Annotated in this window: 14 protein-coding genes, 2 tRNA genes and 1 riboswitch; of the genes, 11 read left to right on the top strand and 5 right to left on the bottom strand. The window is 41.8% G+C overall.

All coding sequences use genetic code 11. The features are described from left to right. The first annotated feature begins 114 nt into the window (after positions 1–114). The 9 genes from L4C37_RS21190 to thiH all read left to right on the top strand — a co-directional run bounded on the left by L4C37_RS21190 (position 115) and on the right by thiH (position 7,390). Positions 115–191 (top strand) — tRNA-Asp (locus L4C37_RS21190). Positions 192–257: 66 nt separating this feature from the next. Then, positions 258–334, top strand: a tRNA-Trp gene (locus L4C37_RS21185). Positions 335–589: 255 nt separating this feature from the next. Continuing rightward, the gene (gene crcB, locus L4C37_RS21180; protein ID WP_429769875.1) at positions 590–973 is read left to right on the top strand and encodes a fluoride efflux transporter CrcB; all 384 of its coding nucleotides are present in this window, start codon (positions 590–592) and stop codon (positions 971–973) included. 61 nt (positions 974–1,034) lie between these two features. After that, a riboswitch (TPP riboswitch) is annotated at positions 1,035–1,133 on the top strand. Between the two features lie 134 nt (positions 1,134–1,267). Next, the gene (thiC, locus tag L4C37_RS21175; RefSeq protein ID WP_429769873.1) at positions 1,268–3,217 is read left to right on the top strand and encodes a phosphomethylpyrimidine synthase ThiC; all 1,950 of its coding nucleotides are present in this window, start codon (positions 1,268–1,270) and stop codon (positions 3,215–3,217) included. Beyond that, the gene (locus L4C37_RS21170) at positions 3,217–4,512 is read left to right on the top strand and encodes a thiamine phosphate synthase (protein WP_429769879.1); all 1,296 of its coding nucleotides are present in this window, start codon (positions 3,217–3,219) and stop codon (positions 4,510–4,512) included. Before thiC ends, L4C37_RS21170 begins: the two co-directional genes overlap by 1 nt. Then, positions 4,502–5,296, top strand: coding sequence for a HesA/MoeB/ThiF family protein (locus tag L4C37_RS21165; protein ID WP_429769871.1), 795 nt, complete (start codon positions 4,502–4,504; stop codon positions 5,294–5,296). The genes L4C37_RS21170 and L4C37_RS21165 overlap by 11 nt, the downstream gene beginning before the upstream one ends. After that, positions 5,293–5,502, top strand: a complete 210-nt coding sequence (gene thiS / locus L4C37_RS21160; RefSeq protein WP_137375536.1) for a sulfur carrier protein ThiS — start codon at positions 5,293–5,295, stop codon at positions 5,500–5,502. The genes L4C37_RS21165 and thiS overlap by 4 nt, the downstream gene beginning before the upstream one ends. A gap of 2 nt (positions 5,503–5,504) precedes the next feature. Continuing rightward, a complete protein-coding gene (locus tag L4C37_RS21155) occupies positions 5,505–6,269 on the top strand; it encodes a thiazole synthase (RefSeq protein WP_372265934.1) in 765 nt (254 codons plus the stop codon). A gap of 8 nt (positions 6,270–6,277) precedes the next feature. Continuing rightward, positions 6,278–7,390: a 2-iminoacetate synthase ThiH gene (thiH, locus tag L4C37_RS21150; protein ID WP_273295930.1), complete on the top strand. Its 1,113-nt coding sequence runs from the start codon at positions 6,278–6,280 to the stop codon at positions 7,388–7,390. Positions 7,391–7,687: 297 nt separating this feature from the next. On the opposite strand, the gene L4C37_RS21145 is transcribed toward thiH, so the two are convergent. Together L4C37_RS21145 and L4C37_RS21140 are read right to left on the bottom strand one after the other, a co-directional pair. Further along, a complete protein-coding gene (locus tag L4C37_RS21145) occupies positions 7,688–9,478 on the bottom strand; it encodes an aminopeptidase P family protein (protein ID WP_429769868.1) in 1,791 nt (596 codons plus the stop codon). A gap of 146 nt (positions 9,479–9,624) precedes the next feature. Continuing rightward, positions 9,625–10,566: a LysR family transcriptional regulator gene (locus L4C37_RS21140; protein WP_137375532.1), complete on the bottom strand. Its 942-nt coding sequence runs from the start codon at positions 10,564–10,566 to the stop codon at positions 9,625–9,627. Positions 10,567–10,722: 156 nt separating this feature from the next. Here L4C37_RS21140 and L4C37_RS21135 point away from each other — a divergent pair, with 156 nt between their 5' ends. Further along, positions 10,723–11,868: a multidrug effflux MFS transporter gene (locus tag L4C37_RS21135; RefSeq protein WP_429769877.1), complete on the top strand. Its 1,146-nt coding sequence runs from the start codon at positions 10,723–10,725 to the stop codon at positions 11,866–11,868. Positions 11,869–11,973: 105 nt separating this feature from the next. After that, positions 11,974–12,255, top strand: coding sequence for an H-NS-like global regulator TsrA (tsrA, locus tag L4C37_RS21130; protein WP_137375531.1), 282 nt, complete (start codon positions 11,974–11,976; stop codon positions 12,253–12,255). A 92-nt stretch (positions 12,256–12,347) separates the two neighbouring features. On the opposite strand, the gene L4C37_RS21125 is transcribed toward tsrA, so the two are convergent. From L4C37_RS21125 to bufB, 3 genes are read right to left on the bottom strand one after another with little or no spacing between them, the layout of a single operon-like run. Further along, positions 12,348–12,809, bottom strand: coding sequence for a DoxX family protein (locus L4C37_RS21125; RefSeq protein ID WP_429769865.1), 462 nt, complete (start codon positions 12,807–12,809; stop codon positions 12,348–12,350). Further along, positions 12,802–13,599 carry an HvfC/BufC N-terminal domain-containing protein gene (locus tag L4C37_RS21120; RefSeq protein ID WP_429769863.1) on the bottom strand — a complete coding sequence of 266 codons (798 nt, stop codon included), beginning with the start codon at positions 13,597–13,599 and terminating at the stop codon, positions 12,802–12,804. Before L4C37_RS21120 ends, L4C37_RS21125 begins: the two co-directional genes overlap by 8 nt. Then, positions 13,596–14,468, bottom strand: coding sequence for an MNIO family bufferin maturase (gene bufB / locus L4C37_RS21115; protein ID WP_429769861.1), 873 nt, complete (start codon positions 14,466–14,468; stop codon positions 13,596–13,598). Before bufB ends, L4C37_RS21120 begins: the two co-directional genes overlap by 4 nt. Between the last annotated feature and the right edge of the window lie 53 nt (positions 14,469–14,521).

Raw genomic sequence — 14,521 nt, 5'->3', positions numbered from 1 at the left:
ATGGTAGTGTGGGGCTTCCCCATGTGAGAGTAGGACATCGCCAGGCTTTAAATTATAATCTTTAGGTTGACCAACCTGGAGATATGGACGCTCACTTAGTGAGTTGACCACTGCGGAGTGGTAGTTCAGTTGGTTAGAATACCGGCCTGTCACGCCGGGGGTCGCGGGTTCGAGTCCCGTCCACTCCGCCACTATTTAGGAAAAGCCTTGCTACATGCAAGGCTTTTTTCGAATCTAACTTATGTTAGAAAAATTTTAGGGGTGTAGCTCCAATTGGCAGAGCAGCGGATTCCAAATCCGCGTGTTGGGAGTTCGAATCTCTCCACCCCTGCCATATTAAAAAGCTCATACTGAAAAGTATGGGCTTTTTCTATATGGAAGAAAATAGTTGATTCCTATCTTAATACTCATCCATTCCCTTTTACTCGCCAGCTGCATCTAACTCCTTGATCAAGAAACTTACTTATTACTGAAACTACGATTAACGTGACAGCTGTAACTTTTTAAATTATCTGAATAATCTTATGTTGTTTACTCGATTTTATCTAGCTAAAAGCTAGAATGTAGCAAGTAATTTAATGGGGGAGCTATGGGACAATTATCAATTTTAGGCTTTATTGCTGTGGGTGGTGCATTTGGTGCATGCTCACGCTATCTAATATCAGAACTTTGCGTCGCATTATTTGGGCGAGGTTTTCCATACGGAACTTTAACGGTTAATGTTATTGGCTCGTTTATCATGGGGTTATTAATCGCTGCATTTGAAAATGAGCTACTTGCTACAGAACCGTGGCGACAGATTATCGGTTTAGGTTTCCTTGGTGCATTAACTACCTTTTCAACCTTCTCTATGGATAATGTATTACTGATGCAGCAGGGCGCTTTTTTTAAGATGGGTCTGAATGTTTTACTTAATGTCGTATTAAGTATCTCCGCAGCATGGATTGGCTTCCAGCTTTTAATTAAATATTAACTTTAGTTACAACAAATCTAACAGGTCGCTTGGTTTATCTAAGTTGATTTTATATACTCGATATCACTTGTCGGAGTGCCATATGGCTGAGACCGTTAATACGGGATCCGTTGAACCTGATCAGGCTAATACCTGCGAAGGGAACAAGAGTAGATATCTAACTAGTTTCTAGTCAATCTATCCTCAGATCACAGCTGAATTATAGGCGCGTGATCCCTCTTGTAGCATCTAATCCGCCAAGCATTTTTATCCAAAATAAATATTTGTTTTAAAAAACAAACAAGGAAGAATGCTATGTCGAGCCGTAAACAATCAAGATTGGAAGCGAAGCAATTTATTGATTCACTTTCAGTACAACCCTACCCAAACTCTAATAAAACTTATATTGAAGGTTCACGCCCAGATATCCAAGTACCTGTTCGTGAAATATCTTTGGCTGACAGCTTAGTCGGAGGTACTAAAGATGCCCCTATATTTGAGCCTAATGAGCCTATTCAAGTTTATGACACCTCAGGCTTTTACACCGATCCAAGTCATGATATTGACCTTTACAGCGGTCTTCCTAAGCTAAGAGAGAATTGGATTGAGGAAAGAAGCGATACTGAATTACTTGATGACGTAAGTTCTGTATATACGAAGGAGAGGTTAGAAGATGAGACTCTCGATGACCTACGTTATGGAAATCTACCACGCATTAGACGTGCTACTAAGGGTGGTTGTGTTACACAGTTGCACTATGCTCGACAAGGTATCATTACTCCTGAAATGGAATACATTGCCATTCGTGAGAATATGGGGCGTCAAAAGTTTGCAGATGAACAGCTAAACCATCAACATCCTGGACACAGTTTTGGTGCCAATCTACCTAAAGAAATTACCCCTGAGTTTGTTCGAAAAGAAGTTGCTGAAGGACGAGCTATTATCCCTTCAAATATTAACCACCCTGAATCAGAGCCAATGATCATTGGTAGAAACTTCTTAGTGAAAGTGAATGCTAATATTGGTAACTCTTCAGTGAGCTCCTCAATTGAAGAGGAAGTTGAGAAGTTAGTATGGTCAACTCGTTGGGGCGGCGACACTGTGATGGATCTGTCTACTGGACGTAATATTCACGAAACTCGAGAATGGATACTACGTAACAGCCCTGTGCCGATTGGTACCGTTCCAATGTACCAGGCCCTTGAAAAAGTTAATGGCGTTGCTGAAGATCTTAATTGGGAAGTCATGCGTGATACGCTGATTGAACAAGCAGAGCAGGGTGTTGACTACTTTACTATTCACGCTGGCTTATTACTGCGCTATGTTCCAATGACTGCTAAGCGTGTGACAGGTATTGTCTCTCGTGGCGGTTCTATTATTGCGAAATGGTGTCTTGCTCACCACCAAGAAAGCTTCCTTTATACCCATTTCCGTGAAATCTGTGAAATATGTGCAAAGTACGATGTTGCTCTGTCATTAGGTGATGGTTTACGCCCAGGCTCTATTGCAGATGCTAATGATGAGGCTCAATTCTCAGAGTTGCGTACTCTAGGTGAGTTAACTAAGGTGGCTTGGGAGTATGATGTTCAAGTGATCATTGAAGGTCCTGGTCATGTTCCAATGCATCTTATTAAAGAGAATATGGATGAGCAGTTAGAGCATTGTCATGAAGCTCCATTCTATACACTAGGTCCACTTACTACTGATATTGCCCCAGGCTACGATCATATTACCTCTGGTATTGGTGCAGCAATGATTGGTTGGTACGGCTGTGCGATGCTTTGCTATGTAACACCGAAAGAGCACTTAGGGCTACCAAATAAAGAAGATGTGAAGACAGGTTTGATTACATATAAGCTTGCCGCACATGCTGCAGATTTAGCAAAAGGTCACCCAGGTGCTCAAATTCGTGATAATGCATTATCAAAAGCTCGCTTTGAATTTCGCTGGGAAGACCAGTTTAACTTAGGTCTAGACCCTGATACGGCAAGAGCATTCCATGATGAAACCTTACCTCAAGAGTCTGGTAAAGTTGCACACTTTTGCTCTATGTGCGGTCCTAAGTTCTGCTCAATGAAGATATCTCAAGAAGTCCGTGAGTATGCAAAAGATTCAAAGCAAGTAGCGGCTGATCAAGCGATTGAAATCAAAATGCTGGATAACCCATTAGAAGGTATGCGTAAGAAATCTCAGGAGTTTAGAGAGACAGGGTCTGAGCTATACCATCTCGCAGTTTCCGACAAAGAGGCTCAGTTAGAGGACTAATCACAGTGAAAATATTAATCCCTACTCAAATTGTTGAGCTAACGGGAGAAATACAACACTGTTTATTAATTGCGAAGCTACAAGGCTTTGCAATTAATCATGTCGAGTTGGGTGTAAATCCAACTCCGTATTTCTCTTTAGTTGAAGACGATAGCACCACTAACATTGGATTCAATGGCAGTGGATTTGAGCTTAATCGCTCCGTAGAAGATTTTGTCCTCGAGTACAATCAAACAATCCCCTTTGATGTGTTATTAGAGCGTCTAAGTTCAAGTGAGCAAAGTATTTTTGTTGGCTTGAAAGATACGGATAGAAGACTGGATATATGGTCGACTCTTGATGGTAATCGAGCTATTCAAACATCTAGTAAACTGAATGACGTAGATACCTATAGACATATATCTTGGTTTGTTACTTTACTCGCTTTAGATTTCCCCATTGAAGATGCTTTGGTCATTGCTAACGCAGCTTCTAATGTTCCACGTGAAACATGGCCAAATAGTTTCGACGTATTCCCAGTTCCTATTCTTGAAGATAAGAGGCTAGGAATACATGTTGGTTGGGTGCACTCGAACAATCCGCTGACTTTCCCAAGCCTGATTAAATCTAGCCTAGGGCTATACCCCGTAGTAGATGACGTTGGTTGGATTGAAACGTTGTTGAAGTTAGGTGTTAAAACTATTCAGCTCAGAATAAAAAATCCGAATCAAGCCGATCTTGAAGAACAAGTTAAGCAAGCGATCTGTCTAGGTCAAAAGTATCAGGCTCAAGTCTTTATTAATGACTACTGGAAGCTGGCACTTAAACACCAAGCATTCGGAGTGCATTTAGGGCAGGAAGATATTGAAGAGTCAAACTTATTACAGCTGAGTGAGGCTGGAATTAGACTAGGTCTTTCTACTCATGGTTATTATGAGTTACTTCGGATTATACAAATCAACCCAAGCTATATTGCCCTTGGTCATATCTTTCCAACAACAACAAAGCAAATGCCCTCGAAGCCACAAGGTCTCGTTCGTTTAGGTTTATATCAACAATTGATTGATACGATCCCTTACTCACAAACCACACTAGGTTACCCGACCGTCGCCATTGGCGGTATAGATCAACATACAGCACCTGAAGTTTGGGATTGTGGTGTATCTAGTTTAGCTGTGGTTCGAGCGATAACATTGGCTGATTCTCCAAAAGACGTTGTCAATTTTTTTGATGATTTGATCAATAAAAACCCTCGCCAAGAAATCCAGAAACCAACTTTTGTTCATCAACCTTTGGAGATCAGTCATGCTGAGTGATGAGCAATTCACTCGTTATCAAAGGCAAGTATCCTTAGCTGAATTTGGTGAGAGTGGGCAAGAAAAACTGCTGAAGAGTCATGTTCTTGTGATTGGATGTGGTGGGTTAGGTAACGCTGCGGCGCTTTATCTTGCAGCTTCAGGTATTGGAAAGCTGGTTTTGATTGATGACGACGTAATTGAATCATCTAACTTACAGCGACAAGTTGCTTTTCAGGATGACGATATTGGTCAAACGAAAACACAGGCGTTGGCTAATCGCATCCAAAAGCTTAACTCTGACTGTACAGTTAGGGTGTTGACTAAGAAGGCTGATTATCAGCAATTATCCTTAGAAGTCATGCTTGCCGATGCAGTTCTTGACTGCACTGATAATTTTCCTTCAAGACAGCAAATCAATCGCGCTTGCTTTCGAAATCAAACACCACTGATTTCTGCCTCAGCGATAGGTTGGAATGGGCAGTTTGTTGTGTTCGATTTTGAGCATTCAAGAAACTCAGGTTGCTACCGTTGCTTATTTCCATTTGATGAAAATGTGGAAGGGCAGCGCTGTTCAGATTCTGGAATTGTAGGGCCAGTAGTAGGAACTATGGGCAACCTCCAAGCGCTTGCCGCGATACAGAAGTTAGCGATGGGCGAGTTCATTGTCCCTAGTCATGAACTTAAGCTGTTTGATGGCAAAACGATGAATTGGCAGAACTTGTCTATGCAGAAAGATGTAAGTTGCCCAGTATGCAATGAACAAAAAAGCTTATCTGAGCAAGAAAGTGAGGTTATTGAGTGAATCAAATAACAATTAAAATAAACGAAAAATTCGAAACGGTAGAAAGCCATTCGTCACTTGCTGACATTATTAAAGCTTTATCTCTTCCTGATTTTGGCTGTGTCTTTGCAATAAATAATACCGTTATTCCACGTAACCAATGGCAACAAACGGTCATGAATGACGGCGATTCAATTTCTCTTTTTCAAGCGATTGCAGGCGGATAAACATGTTAACTATAGCGGATAAAGTTTTTGAATCTCGTCTTTTTACAGGTACGGGAAAGTTTTCGAATAACCAAATAATGGCTGAAGCGATCAAAGCATCAGGGTCTCAGTTAGCAACAATGGCACTCAAGAGAGTAGATATTCACTCCCAAGATGATGATATCTTACGCCCGATTATGGATGCTGGAGTAAACCTTCTTCCCAATACATCAGGTGCTAAAAATGCGAAGGACGCAATTTTTGCTGCGCATCTAGCTCGTGAAGCTTTAGGTACTAATTGGCTTAAATTAGAGATTCACCCAGATCCAAAATATCTACTACCAGACCCTATTGAAACATTAGCTGCGGCTGAACAATTGGTTAAAGATGGTTTTGTCGTTTTGCCATATTGCCATGCAGACCCTGTTCTATGTAAACGTTTAGAGGAAGTAGGCTGCGCAGCAGTGATGCCTCTTGGCGCACCTATTGGTTCAAACAAAGGTGTTGTGTCTTCAGATTTCATCGAAATTATTATTGATCAAGCAAACGTACCAGTCATTGTTGATGCTGGTATCGGTGCGCCTTCACATGCTGCGAAAGCGATGGAAATGGGGGCGGATGCCGTTTTGGTTAACACTGCTATTGCTTCTTCGAATCACCCCGTGGAAATGGCTATTGCTTTTAAGTTAGCAGTCGAAGCTGGACGAATGGCATATCAATCTGGCTTAGCGGGTCAAGTTTCTCATGCTGTAGCATCAAGCCCACTGACCTCATTTTTGAATGAGTAAGGACCAACATGAGTTTTGTTGATCAGTTTAAAAAGCTGAATTGGGATGATATTGGGCTTTCAATTTATAGTAAAACAGCAAAGGATGTTGAACGCGCGCTCGCTTCTCCAAAGCGAAGTCTTGAAGACTTTAAAGCTCTGATTTCTCCAGCAGCGGAACCTTACTTAGAGCAGATGGCACAACAGTCTTTGGCACTTACGCGTCAACGATTTGGAAATACAATGTCACTGTATATTCCGCTTTATCTATCAAACCTATGTGCGAATGCTTGTACCTATTGTGGTTTTTCAATGGAGAACCGAATTAAACGTCGCACGCTTAATCTTGATGAAATTAATGCGGAAATTACTGCGATTAAAGGGATGAAGTTTGACAGTGTTCTGCTCGTCACGGGTGAACATGAAACAAAAGTAGGAATGAAGTATTTCAGAGAAGTCCTACCAACGATTAAAAACCAGTTTAACTATTTAGCGATGGAAGTTCAGCCGCTTAAGCAGGATGAATATGCAGAGCTCAAAACGTTAGGCTTGGATGCAGTGATGGTGTATCAGGAAACTTATCATCCAAGTACTTATGCTGAACATCATCTACGTGGTAATAAGACTGACTTTGATTTTCGTCTTGATACACCAGATCGATTGGCGAAAGCCGGTATAGATAAGATTGGCATTGGTGCTCTTATTGGTTTGGAAGAATGGCGAACAGACTGTTTTTATGTCGCCGCGCATTTAGACTATTTAGAGCGTACTTATTGGCAAACTCGATACTCAATTTCTTTCCCTCGTTTGAGACCTTGTGAAGGTGGGTTACAGCCTAAGTCTGTCATGTCAGACAAGCAGTTGGTTCAGTTGATTTGTGCTTATCGCTTATTGAATCCTGAAGTAGAGCTATCTCTTTCAACACGAGAATCTGCTCACTTTAGAGATAATGTATTGCCCCTTGGTATCACCAGCATGTCAGCAGCCTCAAAGACTCAACCTGGAGGGTATGCATTAGAAGATACCGAGCTTGAGCAGTTTGAAATAAGTGATGAGCGTAGTGCTGCTTCGGTAGAGTCAATGATTAGACAGAAAGGCTTTGATCCAGTTTGGAAAGATTGGCATAGCGGTTATTCAGGATAACGAGATCAATTATTCAGTCGCTAAATTTGTATAAACGTAGTGGTTTGGTATTACTAGTAATACATTCTCAGCGACAAGTTATCTGTCATTAGTAACGATAGTTACCTGTAGTGTTTCACGTGGAACATTGTTACCCAAATAAAACGGCTACCAATTGGTAGCCGTTTTTGTATCTGGTTCAATATAGACTTTCAAACACTTAAAACCTGATCGAATCTAATAAAGCTTGAGCGTATTAAATAAAGTCTAAGCGCATTAAGTAATGCTGCTTGTTATATTAAATTGGTATTCACTAGATTATGAATACTCAACTGGTGAGGTAGATTGGCGTAGCCATTCTAAAGTATCACCTTCAACAAGCGGGCTTACATCATTCCATACTTTTTGGTGGTATTCATTTAACCATGCAAGTTCAGGGCGAGTCAGCATATCGACATTGATATTGCGTTTATCGATAGGACAACGAGTTAAAGATTCAAAAGCAAGGACAGAGAAGTCGCCGTTAGTAGGTAGTTCTACAACAAGCTCTAAGTTTTCAATTCGAATACCAAACTCTTCAGCTCGGTAGTAGCCTGGTTCGTTTGAAAGAACCATACCTTTCACAAGAGGGACATCGATAAGCTTTTTCGAGATGCTTTGAGGTCCTTCATGAACACTTAAGAAGTGACCAACTCCGTGGCCTGTTCCATGGTCATAATCAAAACCTTCTGCCCATAGATGCTGACGAGCAAGAATATCAAGTTGGTAGCCACGAGTGCCTTGAGGGAAGCGAGCGCGAGTAATACCGATGTGACCTTTCAAAGCCAGAGTGAATTGCTTGATCATTTCCTTGGTTGGTTGACCAATTGCGATAGTACGAGTGATGTCTGTTGTGCCATCTAGATACTGACCGCCTGAATCAACAAGGTAAAGCGTGTTCAGCTCTAGCTTACCTGGTTCAGGTTGGTTCTCATGGTTGTAGTGGCACATTGCAGCATTACCGCCAGCAGCAGAGATAGTGTCGAAGCTTAAATCTTTTATGGTTGGGTCTTGGAAGCGAATTGCTTCTAGCTTGTCTGAAAGTACCGCTTCATCATGAAGGTTACCTGCAGCAACCTCAGCATCTAGCCAAGAAAGAAACTTAACCATAGCCGCGCCATCTCTAATGTGACACGCTTTCATACCTGCAATTTCCACATCATTTTTTGCGGCTTTTGGCATTAGGCATGGGTCTGCAGCTTCAATGATCTCTGCGCCTGCATTTTGAAGTACTAGTGTATACCAAGCGTTACTTGTACCTGCATCTACAGATACTCGTTTACCTGCTAGCTTTTCTAAGCAGCTTTGAAGTTCGGATGGGTGAGAAACTCGAATACCTTGACCAACGTGCTCTTCGAATCCTGCTGGAATGCGTGCAGGATCTAGGAAGAAGTCCACACTTTGATCGGCATGGATAATCGCGTTAGAAAGAACAACAGGAAGACGTGATACATCTAAGCCACGAATATTCAATAACCAACAAATAGAATCAAGTTCCGTTAGAACTGCAGCATCTGCTTCTTTGGCTGCTAATAGCTCTGCTACTTCTGCACGCTTACTTGTACTTGACTGTCCAACTGATTCTGTCGCCATTAAGCGTACATCAGAAACGATAGGAGCAGGGCGATCAGCCCAAAGCTCATCAATTGGGTTTGACGCTAAAGTTGCGAGTTCAAGTTTTCCTGCGAGTTTCGCCTGAGCGGCTTTCAACCAAGCGGCAGTGTGCATTCTTGGATCAAAGGCTACTTTGCTATTTGCTGGCAATGTTTGGACTGCCCAATCGAGAGCGGGTTCTTCAATAAGATGACGATACTCAAATACTTCTGCTGGGACTTGTTTACGAACTTGAACCGTATAGCGACCATCAACAAACATCGCAGCAGTATCACGAGTGATGATTGCAGCACCGGCTGAGCCCGTGAACCCTGTTAGCCAGTGAAGGCGTTCGTTGTGTGCAGGAACATATTCCCCTAAATACTCATCTTCATGAGGAATAATTAAAGCATCGTATTGATTGGTCTCAAGCCAAACTCGAACCGCGTTAACGCGTTCAGCAGTGATAGTGTGCATTGGTATCTTATCCTTGTTGTTGAGGTCCTTGTTAGCACCTTCGGTGTATAGCGCTATGTGACTCGCTATACAGCGTAATATGAATCGGTGTAATGGGCATTAAGCTATCTTTTTTGTTCCAAAGCTGCAAATGCTAAGCGTTATTTTTACCTAAGATGTAATGTTTTTTCTTTGATGATATTTCGTAACCAACTCAGAGCAGGGTCATTTTCTCTGTCTCTATGCCAGAACAAAGTATATGCCATTGGTGGGAATTCCATAGGTAAAGGCACGACAACCAAATCTAATTGTTTTGCGACAAGATCAGTAAAGTGGCTAGGAGCAGTAAAGACAAAGTCAGTATAAGTACACAAGCTAGCAGCGCTGTTGAAATCAGGGACTGAAATGGCAATATCTCTTTGGTGACCAAGATCCGCCAGTTTGTAATCTAAAAGCCAGCGATCACTCCCATCACATCTCACTTGCACATGTCTTTGTGCTAAGTAGTTTGCCAGATCCCATTTTTGCTCTAGAGCTGGATGGTTGCGCCTTAATACGCACATTTGAGCATCGCGATAAATTTCTTGTTCGCAGATATCGTCAGGAGGGAGCATGGTTAACCTTGCATCATTGATGTCTATATCTTTACCGGTTAAGCCAATGTCCAATTCACCCATTTGCAATTTTCTGAACGTTTGTTCGTTCCAAGCATGGGTATTAATATTTACTTTAGGTGCTTGTCGGAAAATAGCGGGTAAGAAGTGAGGCAATATTAATGGGTAAACACTCTCGACTGCTGCAATGTGAAAGCTATGGTCGCTATTGTATGGAGTGAAAGTTTCTGGTTGAGTCAAAACCTCGAGTTGATTGATAAGTGTCTCTAGTTTTGGTTTTAGAAATAAGGCTTTCGGTGTTGGGCGTAACCCATGAGCACTCCGAGTAAATAAAGGATCATTAAATTGTTCTCGAAGCTTCGCAAGTGACTTACTAACTGCCGACTGGCTTAGGCATAAACGATGCGCTGTTCTAGTAACACTAAGTTCCTCAAGTAGAACCTGCAAGCACACTAATAAATTGAGGTCGATACGAGCCAGTTTCTCAAGATTCATGCATATTTCCATTTTGGAATAATACTAATGAGTATATGCCATTTTCATTCATATCAGTACTAGCGTATTCTCGCCGGACTTAAACGAATTCGGGAGAATCTTGTGTCAACCACTACGCCTCAGACTAACAGTAAATTACAGGTCGCTCTGCTTGCAATGCTAGTGCTATTTAGCCCTCTAGCTATTGATATTTACTTGCCAGCGTTACCTCAAATATCAGCGGCGTTTCACGTGGAACATGCATTGGCTCAAGATACGATTACTTGGTTCTTATTTGCTATGGGCGTAGGGCAACTCTTTGCTGGTCCATTGGCAGATAAACTCGGTCGTCGAACTGTTGCATTAGGAGGGATCAGTATCTATGCACTGAGTGCTTGCTTGGCGTGGGCCGCTCAGTCAATTGATATGATGCTGATTGCTCGGTTGCTGCAAGGCTTAGGAGCTTGTGCGACTTCTGTAGCTGCTTTTGCAACAGTTCGCGATATTTTTGGTCCAGAGAAAAGTGGCAAGATGATTAGCTACTTGAATGGTGCTATCTGTTTTATCCCTGCACTTGCTCCCATTCTGGGAAGTTGGTTAACTCAAGAATTTGGCTGGCGTTCAAACTTTAGTTTCATGGCTGGTTTTGCTTTAGTGGTCGGTTCAATCTTATTCTTCCAAATGAAAGAGACTAACCCAGCAACAGAAAAAGTGGCGGTGTTCAAATTTGAGCGTTATTGGTCTGTATTAAGAACGCCATCATTTATCTTCCATGCAAGCTTATGTATGTTGGCTATGGCAGTGATACTGGCTTACGTGACTTCAGCCCCTGTGGTTCTGATGGAACAACTAGGCATGAGTATGAATGAGTTTACTTTCTGGTTTGGTATTAATGCACTTATTAATATTATCGCAGCATTCTCGGCACCTAGATTCATGGATAAGTTTGGTACCTATGGAGCGCTAATTGTGGGTATTAGTACTCTTGGTTTTGCAGGTATTCTCATGTTGGTTCTAGCGAATGAAGCAACAGCCATAGCGTTTATGCTACCTATCTTTTTGTCTTCTGTTGGCTTCGCTTGGATTTTAGGCGCGGCAGCTGGCAAAGCGCTTGAACCATTTGGTGACAGAGCGGGTACTGCAGCAGCGCTTCTAGGTTTATTCCAAATGAGTGGTTCTGGCTTCTTAGTTGGCACAATGCAAAGAATGAACCTTGAGCCACCAATTATGATTGCCATGCACATGCTTATCATTGTCCCAGCACTATTCATACTGCTTAGTAAAGTGGGCAAAACATGGCATGCGACTTTGGCTAAAGTATAATGTCCGTTTGACGGTAAATATGTGAATGCCTGTTTTACCAAAGGCGAAACAGGTGTATATTTGTCGTTCGATCAAATGTGTAAATCACAACGGATATTACAATAAATGTCATTAACAACTTATGAAATGGCTCGTGTTTTAGAGCAGATGGAAGATGCTCCTGAGAAAATCATGTTTGGTAAATTACTTGCCGAACTTGGTAACCAAAGTGAAGAGCGTATTCGTAGTGCCGCAAAACAGGTGCCAATCGATACGTTGAGAGATATTGTGTATCAGTTTCAGCGTGTGATTGAAGCCCGTAAAGGCGAGAAAGTTCAGTTGCTAGCAAAGCAATTGGCTGAGCAGGGCATTTCGGCAGAAGAGCTGCAAGCATTCCTAAATAAGTAGTTAATATAGATTTTAAAAAAGCCACTCAACTGAGTGGCTTTTTTTATGGAGCTTGTCTGAAATATATTGCTACGGCTAGATGAAATGGTGAGTTACTCATTCATAACTTTAGATTTGATCAGCTTATCAGCAGATAAAGGTCCAGCTCCCCAGACAACGACAATTAAGATCATTAGACCCCATAGTTGGTGGTCATAAAAACCTTGTTCCCACAATACTGGGTAAGAAACAACGGCAATGATATTGAAGACAAAAAGTATGGCTGCCATTGGTCTGGTTAGTAATCCAAGAACCATAAATACAGGCAAAATGAGCTCGGCGGCGGTGCCTAGGTAAGCCGCTAACTCCCACGGAATAATAGGCACCTGATATTCAAGCTCAAATAAATACAAGGTGCTATCCCATGAGGCAATTTTGGTTAGCCCTGAATTGAAAAAGACCCAAGCAACCCATACTCTACAAAAGAGTAAAAGCAGCGGGACAAATAATGCCTGTAAGCGGCCGATTAATGAATCATATTGAGTGACTAGGTTTATTATCTTCGGACTATTCATATATTTTCTCCTTAGTGGCGCTAACGGAGAATCCTGCCACGATACCAAGCGAAATAATTGAATCTAAATGTGGTAGAAGGTGTGGGTCTATTTCGCTAAGGGAATTGCCATTGTTGATTGCAATGACGAGTTGGTAGGCTTCATTTGTCAGTGAGTGACACACAATTTGTTCATCATTTGTATGTTGGGTGTTTGCTAAAGTGATGACACCAGTTTCACTTTGCTGAATATTAAGTTGCTCTATATTGTTATCAAGAATGGCTTGTTGGAGAGAATAAAGCGCATATGGTGAGTCAAATAAACTTACTCCATCTTTTAAGTGAAGCATTAAACTATGGTGTATCTCGGGTGCAACATGAACTAACTCAGTTAAGGGTTGGATAGTTTTAAGCGTTAATTCGCATTGTGCTGAGCGAAAGGTTTGGTCGCAACACCACTCAAAACGAGCCACTTCACTTAGGTAGGGTGCGGCTTCGATAACACTTGGGAAAAGCTGGATAGTCTCATTAAACCCTTCGCCATATTCACTTACATCAGCCGAGTGGAGTGGGGTACTAAGAACATACTGCCTTGCTAATTGAGTAAAACATTCTTCACCCACGAGTGCTTCAACCATAGGGTAGGTAGCACTCATGACTTCACTTAAGCTGATAACAAAATTATTGCGATAGATTTGAATTCGCTGTGTATCAGAGAAGTGATCACTCACAATGTCACAGCGCTCCCCATCGCTCTCATACTTTAAAGCGCGAGCAAATTCTTGTTGAATCTTAGCAAGAGAGTCGCTCATGATGCTTTCCTCCCTGCAGGTGTGTATTGATCATTAAGACTAATTTGGCGAAGCTGTTGGCTTGCCTTTAACGCTTCATCTAGCAGTACTTCTGGCTTTGGTAAATCTAAATCCCATTCGATAAGGGTATGCCTTTCACCATGTTGCGTGGTCCAAGTTTTAAAAAGATCCCACACCTCTTTACTCACCGGTTTACTGTGAGTATCAATCCAAATTTCACCTTCATCTAACTGCTTAATCGTAAATCCTGCTAAATGAATTTCATCAACGGCTTTGGCAGGTATTCCTTCTAGGTAGGTTTTGCAATCAAACCCGTGATTAAAAGCAGATACGTGCACATTGTTCAGATCGAGTAATAGCCGGCACTCTGTTCGCTTTTGGACTTCAGCTAAAAAATCCCACTCAGCGATGGTTGAGTGATTGAATTTAAGATAGCTCGATGGGTTCTCTATTAGGATGGCGCGCTGAAGGTACTCTTGAACCTCGATGACGTTTCTACAAAATACATCAAGAGCTTCTTCTGTATAAGGAAGGGGTAATAAGTCATTAAAGTGATGCCCACCAGATTGGCTCCAGCTTAAATGATCGGAAATCAAAAAAGGTTCGATTTCATTAATTAAATGCTTCAATAAAGAAAGGTGATGGTGACTGACTCTTTCTACTGAGCCTAATGACAAACCTACCCCGTGACAGCTAATTTCATGATGTTGCCTGATGGTATTAAGCTGATGAAGGTGCGGAGAGTTTGGTTGAAAGTAGTTTTCACTGTGCACTTCTAACCAGCTGACTTGCTCAGGGTTTTGATTAAAAAAATCCAAATGGGGAGTTCTTAACCCTACGCCAACTTTTGGGTGAAGAGGATGTGTCAAAGTGGCTCTCCTTTAACTTCAGTGAATATAACTACCATAGACCTTAAATACTA

The sequence above is a fragment of the Vibrio kagoshimensis genome (genome assembly GCF_050337535.1).
In the GTDB taxonomy this organism is placed as follows: domain Bacteria; phylum Pseudomonadota; class Gammaproteobacteria; order Enterobacterales; family Vibrionaceae; genus Vibrio; species Vibrio gallaecicus.
This window is presented reverse-complemented; position numbering and strand designations above follow the sequence as displayed.